Origin of the sequence: Streptomyces marinisediminis (assembly GCF_026262575.1) — a bacterium.
Taxonomy (GTDB): domain Bacteria; phylum Actinomycetota; class Actinomycetes; order Streptomycetales; family Streptomycetaceae; genus Streptomyces; species Streptomyces marinisediminis.
Genome location: NZ_JAPKFL010000014.1, coordinates 59,520 through 86,174, shown reverse-complemented (window position 1 = coordinate 86,174; position 26,655 = coordinate 59,520). Strand labels below are relative to the sequence as shown.

The 26,655-nt window shown below is 74.8% G+C and carries 20 protein-coding genes; 18 read left to right on the top strand and 2 right to left on the bottom strand.

Going from position 1 to position 26,655, the window contains the following annotated elements:
* Positions 1 to 3: 3 nt before the first annotated feature.
* The 10 genes from mreD (at position 4) to obgE (ending at position 14,292) form a co-directional block, all read left to right on the top strand.
* Positions 4 to 747: a rod shape-determining protein MreD gene (gene mreD / locus OSB71_RS13590; RefSeq protein ID WP_265947971.1), complete on the top strand. Its 744-nt coding sequence runs from the start codon at positions 4 to 6 to the stop codon at positions 745 to 747.
* A 13-nt stretch (positions 748 to 760) separates the two neighbouring features.
* Positions 761 to 2,926, top strand: coding sequence for a penicillin-binding protein 2 (gene mrdA, locus OSB71_RS13585; protein WP_265947970.1), 2,166 nt, complete (start codon positions 761 to 763; stop codon positions 2,924 to 2,926).
* A gap of 1 nt (position 2,927) precedes the next feature.
* Positions 2,928 to 4,115, top strand: a complete 1,188-nt coding sequence (locus OSB71_RS13580; RefSeq protein WP_265947969.1) for an FtsW/RodA/SpoVE family cell cycle protein — start codon at positions 2,928 to 2,930, stop codon at positions 4,113 to 4,115.
* 107 nt (positions 4,116 to 4,222) lie between these two features.
* Positions 4,223 to 6,148, top strand: a complete 1,926-nt coding sequence (locus tag OSB71_RS13575) for a TIGR03960 family B12-binding radical SAM protein (RefSeq protein WP_265947968.1) — start codon at positions 4,223 to 4,225, stop codon at positions 6,146 to 6,148.
* Positions 6,149 to 6,156: 8 nt separating this feature from the next.
* Complete coding sequence (locus OSB71_RS13570) at positions 6,157 to 6,714, top strand: GNAT family N-acetyltransferase (RefSeq protein WP_265947967.1); 558 nt, start codon at positions 6,157 to 6,159, stop codon at positions 6,712 to 6,714.
* Positions 6,715 to 6,825: 111 nt separating this feature from the next.
* Positions 6,826 to 7,584: a TIGR03936 family radical SAM-associated protein gene (locus tag OSB71_RS13565; RefSeq protein ID WP_265947966.1), complete on the top strand. Its 759-nt coding sequence runs from the start codon at positions 6,826 to 6,828 to the stop codon at positions 7,582 to 7,584.
* Between the two features lie 238 nt (positions 7,585 to 7,822).
* On the top strand, positions 7,823 to 11,821 hold the full coding sequence (locus tag OSB71_RS13560) for a ribonuclease E/G (protein ID WP_265947965.1): 3,999 nt from the start codon (positions 7,823 to 7,825) through the stop codon (positions 11,819 to 11,821).
* Between the two features lie 274 nt (positions 11,822 to 12,095).
* Positions 12,096 to 12,416, top strand: a complete 321-nt coding sequence (gene rplU, locus OSB71_RS13555; protein WP_265947964.1) for a 50S ribosomal protein L21 — start codon at positions 12,096 to 12,098, stop codon at positions 12,414 to 12,416.
* A 14-nt stretch (positions 12,417 to 12,430) separates the two neighbouring features.
* A complete protein-coding gene (rpmA, locus tag OSB71_RS13550; RefSeq protein ID WP_265947963.1) occupies positions 12,431 to 12,688 on the top strand; it encodes a 50S ribosomal protein L27 in 258 nt (85 codons plus the stop codon).
* Positions 12,689 to 12,840: 152 nt separating this feature from the next.
* The gene (obgE, locus tag OSB71_RS13545) at positions 12,841 to 14,292 is read left to right on the top strand and encodes a GTPase ObgE (RefSeq protein ID WP_265947961.1); all 1,452 of its coding nucleotides are present in this window, start codon (positions 12,841 to 12,843) and stop codon (positions 14,290 to 14,292) included.
* 94 nt (positions 14,293 to 14,386) lie between these two features.
* On the opposite strand, the gene OSB71_RS13540 is transcribed toward obgE, so the two are convergent.
* Positions 14,387 to 16,516 carry a hypothetical protein gene (locus tag OSB71_RS13540; RefSeq protein ID WP_416237258.1) on the bottom strand — a complete coding sequence of 710 codons (2,130 nt, stop codon included), beginning with the start codon at positions 16,514 to 16,516 and terminating at the stop codon, positions 14,387 to 14,389.
* A 382-nt stretch (positions 16,517 to 16,898) separates the two neighbouring features.
* Here OSB71_RS13540 and proB point away from each other — a divergent pair, with 382 nt between their 5' ends.
* From proB to OSB71_RS13515, 5 genes are all read left to right on the top strand, one after another.
* A complete protein-coding gene (gene proB, locus OSB71_RS13535; protein WP_265948073.1) occupies positions 16,899 to 17,993 on the top strand; it encodes a glutamate 5-kinase in 1,095 nt (364 codons plus the stop codon).
* Between the two features lie 205 nt (positions 17,994 to 18,198).
* Positions 18,199 to 18,648: a DUF8830 family protein gene (locus OSB71_RS13530; protein WP_416237257.1), complete on the top strand. Its 450-nt coding sequence runs from the start codon at positions 18,199 to 18,201 to the stop codon at positions 18,646 to 18,648.
* 192 nt (positions 18,649 to 18,840) lie between these two features.
* The gene (locus OSB71_RS13525) at positions 18,841 to 20,157 is read left to right on the top strand and encodes a glutamate-5-semialdehyde dehydrogenase (protein ID WP_265947958.1); all 1,317 of its coding nucleotides are present in this window, start codon (positions 18,841 to 18,843) and stop codon (positions 20,155 to 20,157) included.
* An 89-nt stretch (positions 20,158 to 20,246) separates the two neighbouring features.
* Complete coding sequence (locus OSB71_RS13520) at positions 20,247 to 21,116, top strand: SCO2584 family spore wall biosynthesis protein (protein WP_265947956.1); 870 nt, start codon at positions 20,247 to 20,249, stop codon at positions 21,114 to 21,116.
* 75 nt (positions 21,117 to 21,191) lie between these two features.
* Positions 21,192 to 22,313 carry an SCO2583 family membrane protein gene (locus OSB71_RS13515; RefSeq protein WP_265947954.1) on the top strand — a complete coding sequence of 374 codons (1,122 nt, stop codon included), beginning with the start codon at positions 21,192 to 21,194 and terminating at the stop codon, positions 22,311 to 22,313.
* A 159-nt stretch (positions 22,314 to 22,472) separates the two neighbouring features.
* Here OSB71_RS13515 and OSB71_RS13510 read toward each other — a convergent pair whose 3' ends face one another.
* Positions 22,473 to 23,555 (bottom strand): M48 family metallopeptidase, encoded by a 1,083-nt coding sequence (locus tag OSB71_RS13510; RefSeq protein WP_265947952.1) that lies wholly within the window; start codon positions 23,553 to 23,555, stop codon positions 22,473 to 22,475.
* 166 nt (positions 23,556 to 23,721) lie between these two features.
* Between OSB71_RS13510 and OSB71_RS13505 the strand changes: the two genes are divergently transcribed.
* Genes OSB71_RS13505 through OSB71_RS13495 form a run of 3 tightly spaced genes read left to right on the top strand, consistent with a single transcriptional unit; the run spans position 23,722 to position 26,610 of the window.
* The gene (locus tag OSB71_RS13505) at positions 23,722 to 23,889 is read left to right on the top strand and encodes a hypothetical protein (protein ID WP_265948085.1); all 168 of its coding nucleotides are present in this window, start codon (positions 23,722 to 23,724) and stop codon (positions 23,887 to 23,889) included.
* Between the two features lie 41 nt (positions 23,890 to 23,930).
* On the top strand, positions 23,931 to 24,560 hold the full coding sequence (gene nadD, locus OSB71_RS13500) for a nicotinate-nucleotide adenylyltransferase (RefSeq protein ID WP_265947950.1): 630 nt from the start codon (positions 23,931 to 23,933) through the stop codon (positions 24,558 to 24,560).
* A 13-nt stretch (positions 24,561 to 24,573) separates the two neighbouring features.
* Entirely contained in the window at positions 24,574 to 26,610 is a 2,037-nt protein-coding gene (locus OSB71_RS13495; RefSeq protein ID WP_265947949.1) for an LCP family protein, read from the top strand.
* Positions 26,611 to 26,655 lie beyond the last annotated feature (45 nt).

Here is a 26,655-nt window from a genome sequence, read left to right as displayed (position 1 = left end):
CCCATGCGCTTCAACCGTGTGCTGCTCTCCACCACGCTCCTGATCGTCGCCCTCACCGTCCAGGTCGCCGTCCTCGCCCGGCTCCAGCTCCCCGGCGCCACGCCGGACCTGCTGCTGCTGACGGTCCTGGCGCTCGCCCTGGTCTACGGCCACACCAGCGGGGCGCTCATCGGCTTCGCCGCCGGGCTGCTGGCCGACCTCGCGCCGCCCGCGGACCACGCCGTGGGCCGGTACGCGCTCGTGCTCTGCCTGATCGGCTACGCCGCCGGACTCACCAGGCCCGAGACCGGACGGCACCGCAGCGCCACCGTGCCCATGCTCGTCGTCGCCGGTGCCGCGCTCAGCTCCACGCTGCTGTACGCGGGCGTGGGCGCCCTGGTGGGGGACGGCGCCGCCCGGCACGTGGGCCTGGGCAGCCTGCTGCTCACCGCGACGCTGTACGACCTGCTGCTGGCCCCGTTCACCGTGCCGTTCATCATGGCCCTCGCCCGCCGCGCCGACCCCGACCCGCTGGCCGAGGCGCCCGGCGGCGCCGGCGCACCGGCGGGTGCCGACGCCGGCTTCGGGCCGCTGGCGGGCGCCTTCTCCCGGGGCCGCGGCGGCCGGCCGGGCCGGCGCGGCGCCGCGGGCTGGGCCGGCGGCGGCCGGTGGGCGTCGGCGTCCACCGGCGGCACCGGCGGGGGCGGGCTGCTGGGCCGCACCGCGCGGAACAAGGCAGGCCGCATCAAGGGCGTCAAGCGGCTGTGACGGGAGGGGCACCATGAGCAACATTCCGGAGACCGGACGCACCTCACGCGTCACCATCCGGCTGATCGGCATCCAGATCCTCGTCTTCTCGCTGCTGCTCACCCTCGGCGGACGGCTGTGGTACCTGCAGATCCGCAACGGCGACGAGTACCAGGAGGAGGCCGCGGGCAACCACGTCCAGCAGGTCGTGCAGCCCGCGCCGCGCGGCACCGTCTACGACGCGCGGGGCGTGCCCATCGCCGACAGCGAGACCCGCCTCGTGGTCTCCGCCAGCCGCACCGAGCTGATGAAGATGGACGACGACGGCGAGGCCGTGCTCGCCCGCGTCGCCCAGGTGCTGGGCATGACCGAGGAGGAGGTCGCCCACAAGATCCGGCTGTGCGACGCCGAGACCCCGCAGCCGTGCTGGAACGGCTCCCCCTACCAGCCCATCCCGATCAGCGACGAGGCCACCACCCAGCAGGCCCTCACCATCCGCGAGCGCGCCGAGGACTTCCCCGGCATCACCGCCGAGCCCGAGGCCGTGCGGTACTACCCGGCCCCCTACGGCGCCGTCACCTCGCAGGTGCTCGGCTACCTCTCCCCGGTGACCGACGCCGAGGTGCAGGAGGCCAAGGACACCGACTCCCCGCTGCTGCGCTCCGACCAGATCGGCCGCTCCGGCATCGAGCGCACCTACGACACCGCCCTGCGCGGCGACGCGGGCGTCCTGCGCTACGAGGTCGACAAGCTGGGCCGGGTCCTGGGCATGGCCGAGTCCGACGAGCCCGTGGCCGGGTCGTCCCTGGTCACCAGCATCGACGCCGGGGTGCAGGCCGTCGTCGAGAAGCAGCTCGACCTGGCCATGAAGACGGCGCGCCAGCAGGTCGACCAGATCACCGGCCGCCCCTACGAGGCCGACGCCGGCGCGGCCGTCGTCATGGAGTCCAAGACCGGGCGCATCGTGGCCATGGCCTCCCTGCCCGACTACGACCCCAACGTGTGGGTCGGCGGCATCGACAGCGAGCAGTACGCCGAACTCACCGGCGAGAACTCCAACTACCCGCTGCTCAACCGGGCCATCCAGGGCCAGGCGGCGCCCGGTTCGATCTTCAAGGTCGTCTCCAGCATGGGCGCCGTCAACGCCGGCTACGCCTTCGACAACACCTACAACTGCTCCAGCTCCTACAGCCTGGGCAGCCACAGCTTCAAGAACTTCGAGTCCACCGGGCACGGCCCCATCACGCTCGGGGACGCCCTGAAGTACTCGTGCAACACCGTCTTCTACCGCCTGGGCCACCAGGAGTGGCAGAAGGACGGCGGACTCGACCCGGACAAGGGCGAGGCCGACGAGCATCTGTACCAGGCCGCCCGGAAGTTCGGGCTCGGCGAGCGCACCGGCATCGACCTGCCCAACGAGGTCACCGGACGGGTGCCCGACCGCCAGTGGAAGCGGGAGTACTGGGAGGCCAACAAGGAGAGCTGGTGCAAGACGGCCGAGGCCGCCAAGGCCGGCGACGGGGAGGACGGGCCCAGCGCCTACGTGGCCAAGCTGGCCCGCGAGAACTGCCTGGAGGGCATGAAGCTGCGCGCCGGTGACAGCATCATCTACGCCATCGGCCAGGGCGACCTGCTGGTCACCCCGATCCAGATGGCCACCGGATACGCCGCCATCAGCAACGGGGGCACGCTCTACGACCCCACCATCGGCAAGGCGGTCATCAGCCCCGACGGGCGCCGGATCGAGGAGATCAAGCCGTCCGCGCACGGCGAGCTGCCCGCCGACGACAAGACGATCCGGCAGATCGACCAGGCCCTCCGGTCCGTGGCCACCGACGGCACGGCCGCCTGGCGCTTCACCGACTGGCCGCACGAGGAGATCCCCCTGCGCGCCAAGACCGGCACCGCGCAGGTGTACGGCAAGCAGACCACCTCCTGGCTGGCCACCTACACCGAGGACTACACCGTCGTCATGACGATCTCCCAGGCCGGCACCGGCTCCGGCGCCTCCGGCCCGGCCGTGCGCAACATCTACGACGCGCTCTACGGCGTCGGCGAGGGCGGGGAGATCGACCGCGACCGGGCGCTGCTGCCCGAGCCGCGGGAGGCGCTGCCGAAGATCAACCCCGACGGGACCATCGAGGCCGCCCCCGCCCGCCCCGAGGTCGTCACGGCGTGGCGGGACGCGGAGTTCGGCTGACATGAGCGTCCATTCCTTCGACAGCAGCGCCTACGGGGCGCGCAAGAGCCTGTGGGCCCGCCTGACGGCGCGCGACTCCCTCGCCCGCCGCCTGGACTGGACGCTGATGCTCACGCCGCTCGCCCTGTCCGGGCTCGGCGCGCTCCTGGTGTGGTCCGCCACCCGCAACCGCACCGAGCTCACCGGCGGCGACCCCGACCAGTACCTGTTCAAGCACGCGCTGAACGCCGTTATCGGCATCGCGCTCGCCGTCGCCGTCGTGTGGGTGGGCCACCAGCGGCTGCGCTCGGTGATGCCGCTGCTCTACGTCCTCGCCCTGGTCCTCATCGGCCTCGTCTACACGCCGCTGGGCGCCACCATCAACGGCGAGCGGGCCTGGCTCAACGTGGCCCCCGGCCTGCAGATCCAGCCGTCGGAGTTCATCAAGGTCACGATCATCATCGGCATGGCCGTGCTGCTCTCGGCCAAGGTGGACGCCGGGGACCGCGAGCACCCCGACCACCGGACCGTCGCGCAGGCGCTCGCGCTGGCCGCGCTGCCGGTCGCCGTGGTCGGGGATCTCGGCCAGGTCATGGTGTGCGCGGTGATCATCCTCGGCGTGCTGCTCGCCTCCGGCGCGGCCAACCGCTGGGTGCTCGGACTGGTGCTGGCCGGTGCGGCGGGCGCCGTCGCGGTGTGGGCGTTCGGCCTGCTCGACCAGTACCAGCTCAACCGCTTCGCCGCGTTCGCCAACCCGGCGCTCGATCCCTCCGGCGTGGGCTACAACACCAACCAGGCCCGCATCGCGATCGGCTCGGGCGGCCTGTTCGGCACCGGGCTGTTCCAGGGCTCGCAGACCACCGGCCAGTTCGTCCCCGAGCAGCAGACGGACTTCATCTTCACCGTCGCGGGCGAGGAGCTGGGCTTCGTCGGCGGCTCGCTCATCCTGCTCCTGCTGGGCGTCGTGCTGTGGCGGGCCTGCCGCATCGCCCGGGAGGCCACCGACCTCTACAGCACGATCATCGCCGCCGGCGTCGTCGCCTGGTTCGCGTTCCAGTCCTTCGAGAACATCGGCATGTCGCTGGGCATCATGCCCGTCGCCGGCCTGCCCCTGCCGTTCGTCTCCTACGGCGGCACGTCGATGTTCGCCGTCTGGATCGCCATCGGCCTGTTGCAGTCGGTGCGCATACAGCGTCCGCTCTCGGCGTGAGCCCCGGCCCGGCGGTGGGCCGCCGCCAGGACCGGTACGCTGGAGGATCAGGCCCGCAGCGGCCGCTCCGCAGACCCGCCACCGACGTATCCCCGAGGACACCTGCCATGCCTGTCGAGTCGGTCTTCCCGCGCCTGGAGGCCCTGCTTCCGCACGTCCAGAAGCCGATCCAGTACGTCGGCGGTGAGCTGAACTCCACCGTCAAGGAGTGGGACGACACGGACGTGCGCTGGGCGCTGATGTACCCGGACGCATACGAGGTGGGGCTGCCCAACCAGGGCGTCATGATCCTCTACGAAGTGCTCAACGAGCGCGAGGGCGTCCTGGCCGAGCGCACCTACAGCGTGTGGCCGGACCTGGAGGAGCTGATGCGCGAGCACCGGGTGCCCCAGTTCACCGTGGACGCGCACCGGCCCGTCGGCGCGTTCGACCTCTTCGGCGTCTCCTTCTCCACCGAACTGGGCTACACCAACCTGCTCACCGCGCTGGACCTCGCCGGCATCCCGCTGGACGCGGCCGACCGCACCGAGGACCACCCCGTGGTCATCGCCGGCGGGCACGCCGCGTTCAACCCCGAGCCCATCGCCGACTTCGTGGACTGCGCGGTCGTCGGCGACGGCGAGCAGGCCGTGCTGGAGATCACCGAGATCGTCCGCGCCTGGAAGGCCGAGGGCCGCCCCGGGGGCCGCGAGGAGCTGCTGTTCCGCCTGGCGCGCACCGGCGGCGTCTACGTGCCGCGCTTCTACGACGTCGAGTACCTGGCCGACGGCCGGATCGCGCGCGTCGTGCCCAACCGCTCCGGGGTGCCGTGGCGGGTGTCCAAGCACACCGTGATGGACCTGGACGAGTGGCCGTACCCCAAGCAGCCGCTGGTGCCGCTGGCCGAGACGGTGCACGAGCGGATGTCCGTGGAGATCTTCCGCGGCTGCACCCGCGGCTGCCGCTTCTGCCAGGCCGGCATGATCACCCGGCCGGTGCGCGAGCGCTCCATCACCGGCATCGGCGAGATGGTGGACAAGGGCCTGAAGAACACCGGCTTCGAGGAGGTCGGCCTGCTGTCCCTCTCCTCGGCCGACCACAGCGAGATCGCCGACGTCGCCAAGGGGCTGGCCGACCGGTACGAGGAGGACAAGATCGGCCTCTCGCTGCCCTCCACCCGCGTCGACGCCTTCAACATCGACCTGGCCAACGAGCTGACCCGCAACGGCCGCCGCTCCGGCCTGACGTTCGCGCCGGAGGGCGGCAGCGAGCGCATCCGCAAGGTCATCAACAAGATGGTCTCCGAAGAGGACCTGATCCGCACGGTGGCCACCGCCTACGGCAACGGCTGGCGGCAGGTGAAGCTGTACTTCATGTGCGGCCTGCCCACCGAGACCGACGAGGACGTGCTCCAGATCGCGGACATGGCCACCCGGGTCATCGCCAAGGGCCGCGAGGTCTCCGGCTCGGGCGACATCCGCTGCACCGTGTCCATCGGCGGCTTCGTGCCCAAGCCGCACACCCCGTTCCAGTGGGCCCCGCAGCTCTCCCCGGAGGAGACCGACGCCCGCCTGGAGAAGCTGCGCGAGCGCATCCGCGGCGACAAGAAGTACGGCCGCTCCATCGGCTTCCGCTACCACGACGGCAAGCCCGGCATCGTGGAGGGCCTGCTCTCGCGCGGTGACCGCCGGGTGGGCGACGTCATCCGCGCCGTCTACGAGGCCGGCGGCCGCTTCGACGGGTGGCGCGAGTACTTCAGCTACGACCTGTGGATGGACTGCGCCGACAAGGCGCTGACCGCCCACGGCGTCGACGTGGACTGGTACACCACCCGCGAGCGCGGCTACGAGGAGGTCCTGCCCTGGGACCACCTGGACTCCGGGCTCGACAAGGACTGGCTGTGGGAGGACTGGCAGGACGCCCTCGACGAGACCGAGGTCGAGGACTGCCGCTGGACCCCGTGCTTCGACTGCGGCGTCTGCCCCCAGCTCGACACCGAGATCCAGATCGGCCCCACCGGCAAGAAGCTCCTGCCCCTGACGGTCGTGAAGTAGCCTTCCCGATGCCCGAGCTGGTCCTGCCCACCACCGCGGTGCACGCCTCCTTCCTCGGCGCGATGCGGGAGCTGGTCGAGGAGGGGCGCGGCGGTCCGGACGACGGGTCGATGGTCGGCCGCGACCTGCGCACCTACGGTCCGCGCTGGCACGAGCCGGAGGGGTTCGCCGCCTACGTCAGCGCCGTGCGCGCCGACGCGGCGCCCCGCACCGCGCGCCCGCCCGGTCACGTGCCGACCACCACCTGGTGGTGGGTGGACGGCGCGGTCTACCTCGGCCGCATCTCCGTGCGGCACGAGCTCACCCAGCGCCTGCTGGACTGGGGCGGCTCCGTCGGCTACGACGTGCGGCCCTCCGCCCGCCGCCGCGGACACGCCACCGCGATGCTGCGCGCGGTGCTCCCGCACGCGGCCGAGCTGGGCTTCGACCCCGTCCTGGTCACCTGCGACCACGACAACGCCGCGTCACGCACGGTGATCGAGCGCTGCGGGGGCGTCTTCGAGGACCGCCGTGCGGAGAAGCTCCGCTACTGGGTGCCGACCTCGGGCGGCCGGACCCGGCAGTAGTCTGGGAGCACCGACCGAAACCGCGTCGAGGGCGTGAGCCGCTCGGCGCACAGCGCAAGGAGAAGGACCCTGGGGAAGCGACAGCCCGAAGGCCCGCCGCCCGCACCCGCCGTGCAGCGCGTCCGTCTGCGCTACACCAAGCGCGGCCGCCTGAGGTTCACCAGCCACCGCGACTTCCAGCGCGCCTTCGAGCGGGCGCTGCGCCGCGCCGAGGTGCCGATGGCCTACTCGGCCGGGTTCACCCCGCACCCCAAGGTCTCCTACGCGAACGCCGCGCCCACCGGCACGGCCAGCGAGGCCGAGTACCTGGAGATCGCCCTCACCGAGCGCCGCGACCCGGCGCTGCTGCGCGAACTGCTGGACGCCTCGCTGCCGCCGGGCCTGGACGTCACCGACGCGGTCGAGGCCCACACCTCCGGCTTCGCCGACCGGCTCACCGCCTCCGAGTGGCGGCTGCGCCTGGACGGCGTCGCGCCCGCCGAGGCCGCCCGGGCCGCCTCGGCCTTCCTGGCCGCGCCCGCCGTGGAGGTCCAGCGCGAGACGAAAAAGGGGTTGCGCACCTTCGACGCGCGTGCTGCGGTGGCCGCCCTGGAGGCGGCCGCGGACGACGGGCCGGGCGGGGCCGATAGGCCGGGACCGGCTTCCTGTGCGATACTGCGCCTGGTAGTGCGGCACCTGACACCTGCCGTACGACCCGACGACGTCCTGACCGGACTCCGCACGGCGGCCGGCCTGGCGCCGCCGGTCCCCGCTGGGGTGACCAGGCTGGCGCAGGGGCCGCTGGACGAGGAGACCGGGACGGTGACCGATCCGCTGGCGCCCGACCGCGACGCTACCCCCGTCGCGACGGCGCACGGATCGACCGCTTAGGACCGACGTCGCGGCGCCGCCGCCGAGCCAGGCACCAGGGAGCCACCCGGGTACCGCCGGACGGTAGGCGCACCCACCGACAGACTTTCGCCGTAGCCGGGCCCGTGGCACGGAACCGGCGAGTGACACGACAGCTCCCGTGCGGCGCACGCGCCCCGGCCGCGACAGCGTCCCGTTGCCGCGAGCCGTGGCGAGCGCGGGCGACGCACAGTGGGAGCGTGACGGGAGAAACCCCCGCATGCTCGAACCGACAGACCCCGCTTCGGCGGAGCCCACCGAGGAGAACACCCCCGGCGGCAGCCTTCCCCCGCGCCGCCGGCGCCGGGCGGCCAGCCGTCCGGCCGGCGCCCCGGCCCCCGCGCCGGAGGCGTCCGCCGACACCCCCGCCGAGCCCGCGTCCGCCGCGGAGCGGTCGGCCGGTACGTCCGAGCCGGCCGAGGCCGCATCGCCGGCCGAGCCCCCGCAGGCGGCCGCGGAGCCCCCCGCCAAGCCCGCCCGCACCCGCCGCCGCGCCACCCGCAAGGTGGCCGCCCCCGCGCCCACGGAGGAGGAGACCGCCCAGGAGCCCGCCGAGGAGTCCGCGGAAGAGCCCGCCGCACCGGCGAAGCGGTCGTCCGCCACGGCCAGGCGGGCCACGCAGAAGCCCGTGGTCAAGGCCGCGGCGAGGGGCAGGAGCGGCGCGAAGGGCAAGAACGCCGCCCCGCGTCCCGAGGACGAGGAGTCCGTCGACGTGGCCGAGAAGGCCGCCGACCAGGCCGGGAGCAAGCCCGCCGGGCAGCAGCCCACCGTGCCCGCCTTCGGTGCCACCGGCCTGTTCCAGCCGCCGGTCTTCACCGAGCCCGCCTTCCAGACCCCGCAGAGCGTCGCCGAGCAGCGCGCCGGAGCCGCCGGAACGGCGGACGACGAGGACGAGGACGAGGAGAGCAGGGCCGCGGACGCCGTGGTCGAGCCGGAGCGTCCCGCCCGCCGCCGGCGCCGCCGTGGCGCGGACCCGGAGCCGGACGCCGGCCGGGCCCGCCAGGAGGCGCCCGCCGCACCGGCCGCCCCGGCCGCCGAGGCCGCCGAGGCCGATGCCGAGGACGACGCCGAGGCCGACACCGAGGACCGCCAGGACGCCGACGAGAGCGGCGAGCGCCCGGCGCGGCGTCGCCGCCGGGGCGGCCGCCGCCGTCGGCGCGGCGACAGCGCCGAGGACGGCGAGGGCACCGATCAGCGGGACGGCGAGGAGCCCGCGCACGCCGGGCGCGCCGACGACGAGCCCCGTGCCGAGAGCCACGACGACACCGACGGCGACGACGACGGCCCGGCCGACGAGGGCGGCGCCGCCAACTCCAGCAGCAGCAGTTCCCGGCGTCGGCGCCGCCGCCGTCGGCGCAGCGGCGACGAGGGCCCGCAGAGCGAGCCCGCCGCCACCGTGGACGACCCCGAGCGCACGGTCGTGAAGGTGCGCGAGCCGCGCAAGAAGAAGGCCGAGGACGAGGGCGACGGCGTGCAGGCCGTCAAGGGCTCCACTCGGCTGGAGGCCAAGAAGCAGCGCCGCCGCGAGGGCCGCGAGCAGGGCCGCCGCCGGGTGCCGATCATCACCGAGGCCGAGTTCCTCGCGCGCCGCGAGGCGGTCAAGCGCGAGATGATCGTCCGGCAGAGCGGCGAGCGCACGCAGATCGCCGTGCTGGAGGACGACGTCCTCGTCGAGCACTTCGTGAACAAGGAGCAGGCGTCCTCCTACGTCGGCAACGTGTATCTGGGCAAGGTCCAGAACGTCCTGCCGTCGATGGAGGCCGCCTTCGTCGACATCGGCAAGGGCCGCAACGCCGTGCTCTACGCCGGCGAGGTGAACTTCGAGGCGCTCGGCGTCTCCGGCGGCCCCCGGCGCATTGAGACGGCACTGAAGTCCGGCCAGCCGGTGCTGGTGCAGGTCACCAAGGACCCGATCGGCCACAAGGGCGCCCGGCTCACCAGCCAGGTCTCCCTGCCGGGCCGCTACCTGGTGTACGTGCCCGAGGGCTCGATGACCGGCATCAGCCGCAAGCTGCCCGACACCGAGCGGTCCCGGCTGAAGACGATCCTGAAGCGGGTCGTCCCCGAGAACGCGGGCGTCATCGTGCGCACCGCGGCCGAGGGCGCCAGCGAGGACGAGCTCGCCCGCGACGTCCAGCGGCTGCAGGCGCAGTGGGAGGACATCAAGAGGAAGGCGCAGAAGGGCAACGCCCCCACGCTGCTGTACGGCGAGCCGGACATGACCGTCCGCGTGGTGCGCGACATCTTCAACGAGGACTTCACCAAGGTCGTCGTCAGCGGGGACGAGGCGTGGGACACCATCCACGGCTACGTCACGCACGTGGCGCCCGACCTCGCCGAGCGGCTGCAGAAGTGGACTGCCGAGGTCGACGTCTTCGCCACCTACCGGATCGACGAGCAACTGATGAAGGCGCTGGACCGCAAGGTCTGGCTGCCCAGCGGCGGCTCCCTGGTGATCGACCGGACCGAGGCGATGATCGTCGTCGACGTCAACACCGGAAAGTTCACCGGTCAGGGCGGCAACCTGGAGGAGACGGTCACCAGGAACAACCTGGAGGCGGCCGAGGAGATCGTGCGCCAGCTACGCCTGCGCGACCTCGGCGGCATCATCGTGATCGACTTCATCGACATGGTGCTGGAGTCCAACCGCGAGCTGGTGCTGCGGCGCCTGCTGGAGTGCCTGGGCCGCGACCGCACCAAGCACCAGGTCGCCGAGGTGACCTCGCTCGGGCTGGTGCAGATGACGCGCAAGCGGGTCGGCCAGGGGCTGCTGGAGTCGTTCTCCGAACCCTGCACGCACTGCAACGGGCGCGGACTCCTCGTCCACATGGAGCAGGCCCACGCGGCGGGCGGTGGAGGTGGCAAGCGCGGCAAGAAGAAGGGCCGGGGCGGCGGCCAGCCGGAGCCCGTGGCCGAGCCCGCGCCGGTCGAGTCCGCCCCCGCACCGGAGCCGGTGGCGGCCGCGGAGCCGAAGACCCGGCCCGAGCCCGCCTTCGAGCCCGACGACGAGCTGTACAGCAGCGTCGCGGAGGCGGAGGAGGCCGCGTCCCGCCACGGACGCCGGGGCCGCCGCCGCGTCTCCCGGGGAGCCGAGGCGCCCCCGGCCGAGGCAGCGCCCGCCGAGGAGCGGGCCACCGAGCCGGAGATCGCCGAGCCGGTGACCGCCGAGTCGGCGACCCCGGAGTCGGCGACCGCCGAGCCGGAGCCCGCGGTCGCGCCGGCGCCGGCCACCCCCGCCCGCACGCGGCGCCGGGGCAGCCGCAAGGTGTCGGTGCCCGCCGGCGCCCCGGTGGCGGCCGACGAGGACGCGGTGACGGTCCTCCCGGCGACGGCGTCCGGGCAGCCCGAGCCCGAGCGGCCCGTGGTCGCTGAGGCGCGGCCCGTGGACGCCCCGGCGGAGGAGCCCGCGCCCGCCCGGCGCCGTCGTGCCAGCCGCAAGGTGTCGGTGCCCGCCGGACCGCCGAAGGAGGCCGAGGAGTCCGCCGTGACGGTCGTCGCGGCGACGGCGTCCGAGCAGTCCGAGCAGTCCGAGCCCGGATACGGGCAGGCCGAGCCCGAGTCCGTGCAGTCGGTGGTCGCTGAGGCGCGGCCCGTGGACGCCCCGTCGGAGGAGCCCGCGCCCGCCCGGCGCCGTCGTGCGAGCCGCAAGGTGTCGGTGCCCGCCGGTGCCCCGGTGGCGGCCGACGAGGACGCGGTGACGGTCCTCCCGGCCGCCGCGCCGGGCGAGCCCGTCGCGGAGTCGGTGCCCGAGCCGGAGCCTGCCACCGCGGCGGCGGCCACCACGCCCACCCGGCGCCGGGTCACCCGCCGGGTGTCCGCACCGGTGGCGGCGCCGGAGTCGGACGCCCCCGAGGCCATCGTGCTCCCCGCGGCCCAGCAGCCCGCCGAGCCGCAGCCCGCCGAGCCGCAGGCCCCGGCCGCCGCCCCGGCGGACGAGGCCCCGGCCGCCCCGGCCGAAGCGGCTCCGGGGGACGAGGCGCAGGCGAAGCCGGCGAAGAAGACGGCCAGGAAGACGGCGGCGAAGAAGGCTTCCGCCAAGAAGGCCGCCACCAAGGCGACGGCCAAGAAGACGGCGGCGAAGAAGACCACCGCCAAGAAGGCCGCCACCAAGACGACGGCCAAGAAGGCCGCCGCCACGTCGGCGGCGAAGAAGACGACCGCGAAGAAGACCGCCACCAAGAAGGCGGCCGCCTCCGGCCCGTCCTCGACCGACGACTGACCCGCACGGCGCCGCCCGGGGAGGGGAGCACACGCCCGCCTCCCCGGGGCGGCGCCGGGCCGCCCGGCCCGGTTTGACCGTGCTGGTGGAAGGCCCGTAATCTTGACCGTCGGCGTGTCACCGTACACGCCGCGCTCCTGAGCACCTCCCTCCTTCGCGGTCCCGGGCCGTGCGGGAGAGGCCGCTCCATCCCTCCGGACCGTCGCGGGCAGCAGGCCCGCGCGCGGGCGGCTGGCATCAGGGGTTTCCGACCACGAGCGAGAGAGAGATCCGCGTGTACGCCATCGTGCGCACCGGCGGTCGCCAGCAGAAGGTTGCTGTCGGCGACGTCATCGAGGTTGACCGAATGTCCGCGAGCAAGGTCGGCGACAGCGTCGAGCTCTCGACCGTCCTCCTGGTCGACGGCGACGCCATCACCAGCGACCCGTGGGTGCTCGCCGGCGTGAAGGTCCAGGCCGAGGTCGTGGACCACCACAAGGGCACCAAGATCGACATCCAGAAGTACAAGAACAAGACCGGTTACAAGAAGCGCATCGGCCACCGCCAGCTCCACACCGCGCTGAAGATCACCGGCATCGACGCCCCGGCGAAGTGAGGGACTGAGAACAGATGGCACACAAGAAGGGCGCATCGTCCACCCGGAACGGCCGCGACTCCAACGCCAAGCGCCTCGGCGTGAAGCGCTTCGGCGGTCAGGTCGTGAGCGCGGGCGAGATCCTGGTCCGCCAGCGCGGCACCCACTTCCACCCCGGCGCGGGCGTCGGCCGTGGCGGCGATGACACGCTGTTCGCGCTGGCCGCCGGTGCCGTGGAGTTCGGCACGGCCCGGGGCCGCAAGGTCGTCAACATCGTTCCGGCCGGCAAGTAACGCCGACACCGGGCACGACGCAGCATCCTGCCGAGGGCGGACCGCCTCACTCGCGCGACGCGCGGGGAAGCGGTGCCGCCCTCGGCGTGTTACACAGCGTGGTGCGGGCACCGTCCCGTATCCACCGAACCAGCCAGCCGGGAGGCATCCTCATGACCACCTTCGTGGACCGCGTCGAGCTGCACGTCGCCGCGGGTAACGGAGGACACGGCTGTGCCTCCGTGCACCGGGAGAAGTTCAAGCCGCTGGGCGGCCCGGACGGCGGGAACGGCGGCCGGGGCGGAGACGTCGTCCTCGTCGTCGACCAGAGCGTGACCACGCTGCTGGAGTACCACCACGGCCCGCACCGCAAGGCCACCAACGGCAAGCCGGGCGCGGGCGGACTGCGCGCGGGCCCCGGCGGGCAGGACCTGGTGCTGCCGGTGCCCGACGGCACGGTCGTGCTCGACAAGCGCGGCAACGTGCTGGCCGACCTGGTGGGGGAGGGCACCAGCTTCGTCGCCGCCGAGGGCGGCCGCGGCGGGCTGGGCAACGCCGCGCTCTCCTCGCCGCGCCGCAAGGCCCCGGGCTTCGCGCTGCTGGGCGTGCCCGGTCAGGTGCGCGACATCGTCCTGGAGCTGAAGACCGTCGCCGACGTGGCCCTGGTGGGCTACCCCTCGGCCGGGAAGTCCTCGCTGATCTCCGTGCTCTCGGCGGCCAAGCCCAAGATCGCCGACTACCCGTTCACCACGCTGGTGCCCAACCTGGGCGTGGTGACGGCCGGCTCGACCGTCTACACCGTCGCGGACGTGCCCGGACTCATCCCCGGTGCCAGCGAGGGCCGGGGCCTGGGCCTGGAGTTCCTGCGGCACGTGGAGCGGTGCGAGGTGCTCGTGCACGTCCTGGACACCGCCACGCTGGAGTCCGACCGGGACCCCGTGTCCGACCTCGACGCCATCGAGCGGGAGCTGGCCGAGTACGGGCGCGGCCTGGCCGACCGGCCCCGCGTCGTGGTGCTCAACAAGGTGGACGTGCCCGACGGCGAGGAGCTGGCCGCGATGGTCCGGCCGGACCTGGAGGCGCGCGGCTACCGCGTGTTCGAGGTCTCCGCCGTCAGCCGCGCGGGGCTGAAGGAGCTGTCGTTCGCGCTGGCCGGGATCGTCGCCGAGGCGCGGGCCGCGCGTCCGAAGCAGGAGGCCACCCGCATCGTCATCCGCCCGCAGGCGGTGGACGAGAGCGGCTTCACCGTGAGCAGGGAGGCCGAGGGCCTGTTCCGGGTGCGCGGTGACAAGCCCGAGCGCTGGGTGCGGCAGACCGACTTCAACAACGACGAGGCCGTCGGCTACCTCGCCGACCGCCTCAACCGCCTGGGGGTGGAGGAGGAGCTGCTCCGGGCCGGCGCGCGCGAGGGCGACGGCGTGGCCATCGGCCCCGAGGAGGACGCCGTGGTCTTCGACTGGGAGCCGAGCGTCATGGCGGGCGCCGAGATGCTGGGCCGCCGCGGCGAGGACCACCGCATGGACGGCGTGCGGCCGGCCGCGCAGCGCCGGCGCGACCGCGAGGCCGAGCGCGACGAGGACCACCAGGGCCACCAAGGCCACCAGAACTTCGACCCGTTCGGCTGATCGCGGGGGACCCGCACGCGGCGGTGGCCGCCACCCCGGACCGGGGGTGGCGGCCACCGCCGCGTGCGGGGAGGGCGCCGCCCGGGGGCGCCTCTCAGGTCGTCAGGGAGTCCTCGGCGTCCTCCGCGCCGCCCGGCACCTCGTCGCCCAGGCTGCGGCGGGTCGCCTCCCTGAGCCCCTGCTCCCGCTCCTGTTCCGCGGGGCCGGGCCGCGCCGTGCGCGTGCGGGCGAGCCGGGCCCGGCGGGCGTCGGCGCGGGCACACAGCGCCTGGGCGGCGGCGTTGAACCGGGCCAGGGAGGGCGGGTCGGCCGGGCCCAGCAGGTGGGTCTTGAGCTCCGCGCGCGCCCCGGCCAGCGTGTCCCGGCGCGGGTCGCGCACGGCGGCCAGCAGCTCGGGCACCCCGGCCGCGTCCGGCGCGAGCACCGTGGCCGCGCGCACCGTCGGGTACGCGGCGCGGAAGCGGGCCTCCGTGAGCCCGCTGGTGTTGGCCACCGCGTAGGGCTTCTCGCTGCTGAGGTAGTCCGAGACGACGCTGGAGACGTCGCTGACCAGCAGGTCCGCCTGGTTGAAGCAGGAGTAGATGCCCGGCCGCGGGCCGGTGACCACCTGGTGCTCCCACTGCGGCAGCGAGGCCCAGAACGCCTCCTCCCAGGCCGCCTGCGCCGCCGCCACGGCGTCGGCCCGCCCGGCGTCGGGCACCGACTGGAGCAGCATCCGCTCGACCTCGTCGGAGCTGGGCCGGAAGGTGGTGGTGGCCAGCTCGTCCAGCTCGGCGGTGCGGCGCGCCAGCTCCGCGGCGGCCCGGGCGCCCGGCCGGGTCCGGCCGGACTCGGCGGCCCGCGCGGCGTTCGCCTCGGCGATCAGCGCCCGGACGCGCTCGTCGGCGCGCCCGGCCCGGGGGTCGACCGAGCCCGTCATGGGGTGCGGCTTGTAGAGCAGCCGCACGCCCGGGTCGGCCAGCAGCGCGCGGACCAGGTTCTCCCCGGCGAGCATGATCGAGGTGTTGCCCGGGTCGTCCGTCCACCCCTCCCACGTCGGGGCGTACAGCACGGTCGTCCACGGGCCGGCGGGCGGACCCGCGTACGGCAGGATCGGCGCGAGCTGCGGGCGGCCGACCTCCACCACGTCGCGGTCGTCCACGCCGATGTCGGCGGCCTGGTAGCGCTCGCGCGCGGCGGGCCCGGCCACCCACACCTCGTCGTAGGCCTTGGCGTAGGGGTTGCAACTGGAGAGCTTGTCACTCTCGCCGTGGTTGACGAACGCGTGCTTGATCGTGGGGATGCGCAGCACCTGGGAGGTCTTCCCGGAGTTCGCCGGGTGGATCATCATCTTCAGCGACGAGTGCTCCAGCGCCATCAGGTGCGCCACCTTCGGGATGCACACGACCGGCACGTCCGTCGCCTCGATCTTCTGCAGCATGAACCGCTCGCGCAGCACGATCAGCGGCTTGCCGTCCAGCGCGGCGAGGGTGGTGAGCCACATGTTGGCCTGGTAGGCGGAGCTGGCGCCGCCGGAGAAGTACATGGCGTGCGTGGGCCGGTACGCCTGGAGCCAGCCGTCCAGCCAGGCGAGCACGGTCCGCTCGCTGGGCGCCCGCTTGCGGCCCACCAGCCACGTCGCCGCCCAGAGCGTCCCGCCCAGGAACAGCGCCAGCGACAGGCCGACGCCGGCCAGGCCCCACACCGGCTCGGCGAGCCCCGCGGTCAGCAGCAGCCCGGCGGTGGCCGGGACCATGAACACCAGCAGCCGGCGGCCGGGCTGGCGGGCCAGGATGCGCGGGGGAGCGGGGCTCAGCCGCAGCTCCGTGGCGTCCACGTTGCGCGTGAGCACCGGAAGCGCGCGCTCGCGCCGGATCAGCAGCGCCACCACCTGGCAGCCGAAGTGCACGCCGTACGCGCACACCAGCCCGGTGACCAGGGGCCACTCCGCCACCGGGTCGAACCCGGGGATGCGCACCAGGCCGAGCAGCAGGAGCATGTCGCGCATGAGCTGGCGGGTGGAGGCGTCGCAGCGCACCCGGCCCAGCAGCGCGAGCAGGTGCGGGTAGCGGTGGTGCAGGAACACGTCGAGCGCGAGCCCGGTGGCCGAGGCGGCGATGAACAGCGGCACGCTGGGCAGCAGCGCCCCGGCGAGCTGGGCGGCGAAGAGCACCAGCAGTCCGAGGAGCGCGGCGAGCTGCCCCTTGCGTTGGATGAGAAGTCCGGCGAACGACACGGGTGGCATTCTCTCGTGGGAAGGAGGCGGGGGCGAACAGGGCAGGGCGCGGCGTCGCCGGTGAACGGTCACTTGCGGTCGACCGTACGGCACGGGAACGGAGCCCGACCTTTGCGCGATCACAGCCTACGCGCCCCGGCCCCGCCCGCTCGGCGCGCCCGTCGGCCGCCGCCGGGCCGCCGCGCGGGCCGGGCCCGCCCCGGACCCGCCTCCCCGGCCCGCACCCGACGTGCCCGCGCCGTCGCCCGCGTGCGGCGGCCGCTGCCGGGGGCGCGCGTCCGCGCCGTGGACCGGCGCGCGGTGGGCGGGCCGGCTGGCGTAGATTGCGGCCGTAGGAGCAGGGACGCACGGCTGGGGGCAGCAGGTGGCAGGCGACGACATCCGGCGCGACGTGGTGCGCGCGCGGCGGATCGTGGTGAAGGTCGGCTCCTCCTCGCTGACCACCGCCGCCGGCGGCCTGGACGCCGACCGGGTGGACGCGCTGGTGGACGTGCTCGCCGCGCACGGGGAGAGGGAGATCGTGCTCGTCTCCTCCGGCGCGATCGCCGCGGGGCTGGCCCCGCTGCGGCTGGAGCGGCGGCCGCGCGACCTCGCCCGGCAGCAGGCGGCGGCCAGCGTCGGCCAGGGCCTGCTGGTGGCCCGCTACACCGCCTCCTTCGCCCGCTACGGACGGCGCGTCGGCCAGGTGCTGCTCACCTCCGACGACACCAGCAGGCGCGGCCACTACCGCAACGCCTACCGCACGCTGGAGCAGCTTCTGCGGATGGGCGCGGTCCCGGTCGTGAACGAGAACGACACCATCGCCACCGACGAGATCCGCTTCGGCGACAACGACCGCCTCGCCGCGCTCGTCGCCCACCTGGTCCGCGCCGACCTGCTGGTGCTGCTCTCCGACGTGGACGGGCTGTACGACGGCGACCCCCGCCTGCCCGGCTCCACCCGCGTCGCGGAGGTGCACGGCCCCGACGACCTGGCGGACGTCACACTGGGCAGCGTCGGCGCCGCGGGCGTGGGCACCGGCGGGATGGTGACGAAGGTGGACGCCGCCCGCATCGCCGCGGGTGCGGGCATCCCGGTGGTGCTGACCTCCGCCAGCCGGGCCGCCGACGCGCTCGCCGGCCGGGTCACCGGCACCCTCTTCCACCGCACCGGTCGCCGTTCGGCCGACCGCCTGCTGTGGCTGGCGCACGCCTCCAGCCCGCGCGGCGCCCTGGTGCTGGACGCCGGTGCCGTCGAGGCGGTCGTGAAGCGCCGCACCTCGCTGCTGCCCGCGGGCGTGGAGCGGGTGGAGGGGGAGTTCTCCGCGGGGGACCCGGTGGAGCTGCGCGACACCGGTGGCCGGCCCGTCGCGCGCGGGTTGGTCAACTATGACGCCAAGGAGATCCCGCAGCTCCTGGGCCGCTCGACCCGGGAGCTGGCCCGCGACCTCGGCCCGGAGTACGAACGCGAGATCGTCCACCGCGACGACCTCGTCCTGCTGCGGTAGCCCTCGCCCGCCGCGCGGGAGCGCCCGTGCCGGTGTGCGTACGCGCTCGCACACGGCGTAAGCACGGGGCCGCGGGCGTCAGCCTTTCCACGGACAGCTTCGCGAAAACGGCCACGCGCGCGGCGCCGTCCTGGTCAACTGTGGGGCGGTGGACCGGACGGCGGTCCGCCGGGCAGCGACGCCAGCAGCGCAGAAGGAGGCCGCCGTGAGACGACTGGTGAGCGTCGGCGAGGGCGCTCCCGGGCGGAACCTCGTGCCGCCGAAGGTTCCGCACCAGGCCACGCAGGAGGAGGCGCGGGCCGCGCGGGGCGAGGTGAACCGCCTGTGGCACGTCACCCTGAGCGTCTCGGGGCCCGAGGCCCCGCTGGGCGAGGTCCGGCGCGGCCTGGAGCAGCTCGCGCACGACCACCCCTTCCTCCTCACCAGCCGCTACGCCAACGACCACGCCGAAATCCGGTACTGGGAGGAGGCGCGGGACCTGCGGGACGCCGCCGCCGTGGCACTGCGGCTGTGGGGCGAGCACCGGGCGAGCGCACGGCTGCCTCCGTGGGAGATCGTCGGGCTGGAGGTCATCGACCGCGCCACGTACCAGCAGCGGGTCGCCGAGGGCTACGGGCCGCCCCCGGCCGCCCCCGTGGGCGTCCACCCGTTCTGAGCGGCCGGAAGCCGCGGCGGCCCGTGGCCCGGGCCGCCGGAGTCCCGGTGGCGTGGGGGCCGCGGCGCGGAGCCCGGGCGGCGCGGTGCGGGCGCGGTGGGCGGGTGCCCGGTCGACGGACGCGCCGAGCGGGCGTCTCGCACCGTGGACGCGGGCGTGAGAAGGCCCGGCCGCCTGGCTTACGCTGGCCGCATGAGCAGCGCTGTCACGCCCTCCCCGACGCCCGCCGCCGACGCGGCACCGGCCCGCCCGGCGGCCGAGCCCTCCGCCGTACGGGAGACCGCCCGCCGGGCGCAGGACGCCGCCACCCACCTCGCGCCCCTGCCGCGCACCGTGCGGGACGCCGCGCTGCTGGCGATCGCCGACGCCCTGGTGGCCAGGACCGGGGAGATCACCGCCGCCAACGCCGAGGACGTCGCCCGCGCCCGCGAGGCCGGGACGCCCGACGCCATCGTGGACCGGCTGACCCTCACCCCGGAGCGCGTCGCCGCGATCGCCGCCGACGTCCGGGACGTGGTGGCCCTGCCCGACCCGGTCGGCGAGGTGGTGCGCGGCTCCACGCTGCCGAACGGGCTGGAACTGCGCCAGCTCCGCGTGCCGCTCGGCGTCGTCGGCATCATCTACGAGGCCCGGCCCAACGTCACCGTGGACGCGGCGGCGCTGTGCCTGAAGTCGGGCAACGCGGTCCTGCTGCGCGGCTCCTCCTCCGCCTACGCCTCCAACACCGCGCTGGTCGCCGTGGTGCGCGACGCCGTGGTGAGCGCGGGGCTGCCCGCCGACGCCGTGCAGCTCGTGCCCGGGCAGAGCCGGGAGAGCGTCACGGAGCTGATGACGGCCAGGGGCCTGGTGGACGTGCTGATCCCCCGGGGCGGCGCCGCGCTGATCAAGGCCGTCGTCGAGGGCTCGACCGTGCCGGTCATCGAGACGGGCAGCGGCAACTGCCACGTCTACGTCGACGAGCGGGCGGACGTGGACATGGCCGTCGACATCCTGGTCAACGCCAAGGCGCAGCGCCCGAGCGTGTGCAACGCGGCCGAGACGGTGCTGGTGCACGCGGGCGTCGCCGACGCCTTCCTGCCCCGGGCGCTCACGGCGCTGGCCGACGCCGGCGTCACGGTGCACGGTGACGAGGCGTGGCAGCGGGCCGGCGACGGCGTCGTGCCCGCCACCGAGGAGGACTTCGCGAGCGAGTACCTCTCCTACGACATCGCCGCCGCCGTGGTGCCCGACCTGGACGCCGCCGTCGCCCACATCCGCCGCTACAGCTCCCGCCACTCCGAGGCGATCGTCACCCGCGACACCGCGGCGGCCCACCGGTTCGTGACGCTGGTGGACTCCGCCGCCGTGCTGGTCAACGCCTCCACCCGGTTCACCGACGGCAGCCAGTTCGGCTACGGCGCGGAGATCGGCATCTCCACCCAGAAGCTGCACGCGCGCGGCCCCATGGGCCTGCCCGAACTCACCTCCACCAAGTACGTCGTCACCGGCGACGGGCACGTGCGCACCTGACGGCCCGCCGCAGCCACGGCCGTCCGGGAGGTGGCGCGAATTCCCCGCTTCCCCTGCCCCGGACGGCCGATGCGGTCTACGCTGGTGCCGTGCCGGACGAGGCGAAGGGCCGGCCGTCCTTTGACGGCGACGAGCCCGACCACCGCGAGCACGGAGGAGCGGACGACGCGTTCGCCCCCGTGGTGTTCGACGAGGACTTCGTGCGGGCCGCCACCCTCCACGAACCCAGTGCCGCCGAGCGCGCCCTCGCCGCGGCGCAGGCCCGCGCCGAGGCCGAGGCGGCCGCCCGGGAGGACGCCCACGGCCACCAGCCGGACGAGGGCCACGATGAGGTCGACGGACACGAGGCCGACCGCCCCCACGGCGCCGAGGACCACGACGTCTTCGGCCCGCCCGACGCGTGGCCCGGGTACCGCGCGCGGTACGGCCGCGACGCCCCGCCCCGCCGCCCGGACGTCGTCGAGCCGTACGAGGGCCTCGACGGCCGCGGCGCCCCCGACCACCACGGCGGCTACGACGGCTACGGGAGTTACGACGGCGCGCACGGCTACGACCGGTACGGCGACGGCGGCTTCGCCGACTTCGGCGGCGTCACCGGCTTCGGCGGCTTCGGCGGCCATGACGGCGACGGCGGTCACGGCGGCCCGCGCGGCGACGGCGGCGGCCTCGGGAGCGGGGAGATGCGCCACCGCTGCGGCGGCTACGCCCCGCCGACCCGCGGCCGGCCGGCCCGGCACCGGGCGCCCGTGCGCTGGCAGCGCCCCGTGGCCTGGGTGCTCGCGGTCGTCATGGGCGTCGGCGTGATCGCCATGGCCTTCGCCGCCGTCCACCGGGGCGCCTCCGGGCAGCGCGAGGAGCCCCGGCAGCCCCCCTCCAGCACCGAGCTCGGTGACGCCCTCGGCGCCGCCCGGCCCGGCCTGCCCGTCCGCCTGCCGCAGACCACGGGCGCCGCCCCGTGACCGGGCGCCCGCGCCCGTGCGAACCGGCTCCCGCTCCCGCGTTTACGCCGCCGCGCCGACGCCTACTCTGTCTGTATGGCCGGGCGTGCGAATCCTCCCGAGGGCATGCCGCAGGGAGGCGGTGACGACGAGTTCGGCTCGACGGTGTTCGACGAGTCCTTCGTCCGTCGAGCCAGGCTCCAGGAGTACAGCGCCCAGGAGCGCCTGGCCGACCACGAGCACCCGGTGCGGCCGCTGCCCGCGTCGGCCCGGGCCGGGGGGTCGTCGCTCAAGCAGGGCATCGTCCTGTTCGCCCTGGTCGTCCTGGCCTTCGGTGCCGCCCTCTACATGGGCGTCACCGGTCCCTACGAGCAGCCGGCGGCGCAGCGGAGCCAACCGCTGCGCGCCACCATCGTGCCGCTCGTCCCGCAGGGCACCGTGCCCGGCGGCACCCCCGACGCCCTGTTCGCCGCCGGTCCGGCCGCCGACTTCGGCACCGGCGCGGCCGGGGTGACGCTCCCGCGGTCGACGGCCACCCGAGACTTCTCCGACAGCCAGGTCCTGGCCGCGCTGACGCTGGGCAAGGAGTACGTGGTGGCCTCGGCCATCGACGCGCGGGTGGTGACCGGTGAGGCCACCGCCCCCGTGCGGAACCTGCTGGTCGACGACCAGCGCGCCCGGTTCGACCGGAGCCTGCGGGCGGCGTCCGGGGCCGACTCCGGGGCCTCCGCGGGCCCGGCTGCGGGCCCGGCGGCGCCCCCGGCCACCGCCTGGCTCGTCCGCCTGGACCCGGAGCACGCCGCGCTGGCCGACCCCGGCGTGCGGGTGCGCGGCACCATGACCGTCAGCCAGCAGGGCCGCGACGTCCTAAAGGTCACCACCGACCACGTCTTCGTCTACGCCGTCCGTTCCGCCGACGCCGCCGACGCCGCGGGGGAGACGCGAGAGTCCGCGCTGTTCACCGTCCGCCGCCAGGTGCGCCTGCAGATCGGGCGCGAGGACCTGCCCCGGCAGCGGCTGAGCGTCGAGCACGTGGTCCTGCAGGCCGGGCCGCTGCCCTGCTCGGCGGTGTCGGCCGACCGGCTGCGCCCGGTGCTGGCCGGGGAGCGCGTCGCCCAGGACGAGGCGACCGGCATCGACCCGTACGCGGACCGGCCCAGTGGCTCCCCGGTGTGCGGCACGCTCGCGGAGGCGGCCCAGCCACGGCCGGCGGACTGACCCCGCCGGCGGCCGCCCGCGACCGCCTCCCGCGCGGGTCCGCAGCCGGAACCGGCCCGCCGCACGGCCGCCGGAGCCGGCCCGCGCGGGGCCGGCGGCGGCCCGCACCCGAGCCGCCCTCCGCCCCCGCACCGCGCGGCGGCCACCGCTCGCGCGGGGCTACCGCTCCCGGGACGCGGAGTCGTCCGTGCCGCCGTCGCCGTCCCGGCGGGCACCGCCCGTGGCGAAGTCCCGCAGCCGGCCGCCGAGGTCCCCGGCGCCGCCCGCGAGGTCCCGGACGAGGCCCATCAGCGGGTCCTTGCTCGTCTTGACCGACTCGCGGTAGTGCTGGGCGGACTCGCGCAGGGAGTCCGAGACGCTGGTGTCCTTGTCCTCGTCCCGGCGCGGGTAGTGGCCGTCCATCAGCCGCTGGTAGTCACGGCTGGCCGCCCACTTCTTCAGCTCCGCGGCCCGGACGGTGGTGAAGGGGTGGCTGCGCGGCAGCACGTTGAGGATCTTCAGCACCGAGTCGCGCAGGTCGCCGCCCGCCTCGTACTCCTCGGCCTGGGCGAGAAACGCGTCGACGTTCATCTCGTGCAGGTGGTTGCCGCCCGCGATCTTCATCAGGCCGCGCATCGACGCCGCCAGGTCCTGCCCGACGAGCAGCCCCGCCCGGTCGGCCGACAGCTCCGACTTGCGGAACCACTCGCGCAGCGCCGACACCAGCGCCATGATCGCCACGTTCCCCAGCGGAATCCACGCGACCTTCACGGCGATGCTCGTCAGGAACAGCAGGATCGTGCGGTAGACCGCGTGCCCGGACAGCGCGTGCCCGACCTCGTGGCCGATGACGGCGCGCATCTCCTCGGCGTCCAGCAGCTCCACCAGGCCGGTCGTCACCACGATGATCGGCTCGTCCAGGCCGATGCACATGGCGCCCGGCTGCGGGTTCTGCGTGACGTACATCGGCGGGACCCGCTCCAGGTCCAGGATGTAGCAGGCGTCGCGCAGCATGTCGTTGAGGTGTGCGAACTGCTGGTCGCTGACCCGCACCGAGTCCGACAGGAACAGCAGGCGCAGGCTGCGCTCGGGCAGCAGGCCGCTGAGGGCCTTGAAGACGGTGTCGAAGCCGGTCAGCTTGCGCAGTGCGACCAGCGCGGAACGGTCGGCGGGGTGTTCGTAGGCCCGGGAGGAGATCCCGGGGAAACGACGCCGGTCACGGCCCGGCAGGCGCTCGTCGGTCGTGGAGTTGCTGTCGCTCATTCGGCCCCCTCGAAACGGGTCTGCTCACGGCCCGTCCCCTCACAGGCCCTGCCCGGCCAGCCCCACGGCTGGTGCGCCCAGCGTACGGGGTGGGTGCGCCCGCCGCGAGAAACCCGTCCGCTTACCATGTGGTCAGCCTCCAGCCCGATCACACGGACAAGGTCCCATGACGATGACTCTCCCCAGCTCCGCCACCGCCCTCACCCTGCTGGCCCAGAGCGGCGAGCACGGCGGCCAGCACGCCAGCCTCAACCCGTGGCTGATCGGCGGCGTCGGACTGCTCGGCCTGCTGACGCTGCTGTGGATCACCACCCGCTTCAACCGGGACCGCTGACGCGGCCGACGGCGGGCCCGGTCAGCGGTTAGGGTCAGCGCATGGCAGAGCACATAGTGCCCGGGACCGGCAAGCGGCGGCTCGGCGTGATGGGCGGGACGTTCGACCCCATCCACCACGGTCACCTGGTCGCCGCCAGCGAGGTCGCGGCACGCTACGGTCTCGACGAGGTCGTCTTCGTGCCGACGGGGCAGCCGTGGCAGAAGAGCCACCAGACGGTCTCGCCCGCCGAGGACCGCTACCTCATGACGGTCATCGCCACCGCCTCCAACCCGCAGTTCTCGGTCAGCCGTCTGGACATCGACCGCCCCGGGCGGACGTTCACCATCGACACGCTGCGGGACCTGCGCGTCGTGCACCCGGACGACGACCTGTTCTTCATCACCGGCGCCGACGCGCTCGGACAGATCCTCACCTGGCGCAACGCCGAGGAGCTGATCTCGCTGGCCCACTTCATCGGGGTCACCCGCCCCGGCCACCACCTGACCGACCCGGGGCTGCCCGACGGCGGCGTCTCGCTCATCGAGATCCCCGCCCTCGCCATCTCCTCCACGGACTGCCGGGCGCGGGTGGCGCAAGGGGACCCGGTCTGGTATCTCGTCCCGGACGGCGTCGTGCGCTACATCACCAAGCGCGGACTGTACCGAGAGACGCCGGCACCGAAGAGCTAGAGGGGCGGGAGCCGTGAACGACCGGCAGGACCCGTACGGCCACGGGCGGTTCGTCGGCTACGACGAGTACGGCCGCCCGGTCTACCACGACGCCTACGCCACCGGGGAGGCCGCGCCGACGAGTTACGCGGCCGGGCCCTACGCCGCCCCGGGCGCCCCCGCGCCCGACCCCGCCCAGCAGGGCTACCCCCCGCCCGGCCAGGGCGACGGGCGGGACGGGTCCGCGGACGCCTACGGCCACCAGGGGTACGTCCAGGACTACGGGCAGGGGTACGGGCAGGGGTACGGCGGAGGCTACGAGCAGGCGTACCAGCAGGGCCACGGCCAGGGATACGTCCAGGAGTACGGGCAGGGGTACGGCCAGGGTTACCAGCAGGCGTACCAGCAGCCGCCCACCGACGGCTACGCCACCGGGCTGGAGCCGCCCCCGCCGTCCGGTGCCACGGAGTGGCCGCCCCAGCAGCCGGGCGCGACCGAGGAGTTCGGTGCCTACGGGGCCCAGGGCGGCTACCGGCAGCCCCTCCCGGAGCCGCGGTCCGTCGGCCAACCGGAGTCCTACGCCCCGCGGTCCGGCTACCCGGCGCCCGCCGCCCCCGACCCGGCCGGACCGGGCGAGCCCCCCGCGTCCGGCACCGCCCCCGGTGCCTGGCCCGGCCCGCAGCCCGCGCCCGACCGGGAGCCCGTTCCGCAGCCCGTGCCCGGCCCGTCCGACCCGGCGCCGGGGGAGGGCCGCGCGCGGCGGCGGCAGGCCCGCCGCGCGGGGACGCCGGACCCCGACGAGGACCCCGAGCACCGGCCGGAGTACCAGACCGAGGAGTTCTCCTTCATCGAGGAGGAGAACGAGGAGTCCGAAGACGTCATCGACTGGCTGAAGTTCAGCGAGTCCCGCAGCGAGCGCCGGGAGGAGGCCAAGCGGCGCGGACGCAACCGCACCGTCGCCCTCGTGGTCGCCGCCGTGCTCGTCCTGGTCGGTGGCGCCGGCTACCTGTGGGCGACGGGTGGCCTGCCGGGCGTCGGCGGCGAGGAGGCCGGCCCGGCCGCGGGCCCCGCCGAGGAGCGCGACGTCGTCGTCGTGCACCTGCGCGACATCGACACCGAGGAGATCTCCACCGCCCTGCTCGTCGGCGACGAGTCCGCCGGGCGCGGCACGACCGTCCTGCTGCCCAACGCGCTCGCGCTCACCGCGGACGACGGCACCACGACGACGCTCGGCGAGTCCTTCGACGGCCAGGGCGTGGGCGCCACCCGCGACGCGCTGGGCAACCTCCTCGGCGCCGACCTCAAGGGCACCTGGCGGCTGGACACGCCGTACCTGGAGAATCTCGTGGAGGCGGTCGGCGGCGTCACCCTGGAGGCCGACACCACCGTGCCGGCGGCCCAGGAGGGCGACCCGCCGCTGGTCCAGGAGGGCCCGGAGCGCGAGCTGAACGGCGTCGCCGCCGTCGCCTACGCCACCCACCGGGGCGAGGACGAGCCGCAGACCGGCCAGCTCTCGCGGTTCGGGCAGGTGATGGACGCCGTGCTGCGGGAGGTGTCCACCGACCCGGCCACGGCCACGGCGACCGTCGAGTCGCTGTTGCAGGTCCTGGACCCGTCGCTGTCCGAGGCGCAGCTCGGCGCGGCCCTCGCCGACCTCGCCCGCTACGCCGACCAGGGGAAGCTGGACACGCGCCTGCTGCCGGTCGAGGAGAACGGCACGCTCAGCGACGAGACCGCCCGCGGGCTGGTCCAGGAGGTGCTGGGCGGCACCGTGCGCAACTCCGACCCGGACGCGGCGGTGCGGGTCAGCGTGCGCGACGCCACCGGCGAGCCGGGCGCGGGCGAGAGTGCCCAGGTCACCCTGGTCAACGGCGGCTACACGGTGGTGCCGACCCGGGAGGCGGAGGAGACGGTCGCCACCAGCGCGGTGACCTACGCGGACGAGGCCGACGCCGCCGAGGCCGAGCAGGTCGCCGCGACGCTCGGCCTGCCGGCGGACGCCGTCCGCCAGGACAAGGGCGCCGCCAACGCCGACGTCACCGTGGTGCTCGGCGCGGACTACCCGCGCTGAGCCCGTCGGCGTCGCCGACGGGGCGGTCGGCGGGCCGTGAGACCC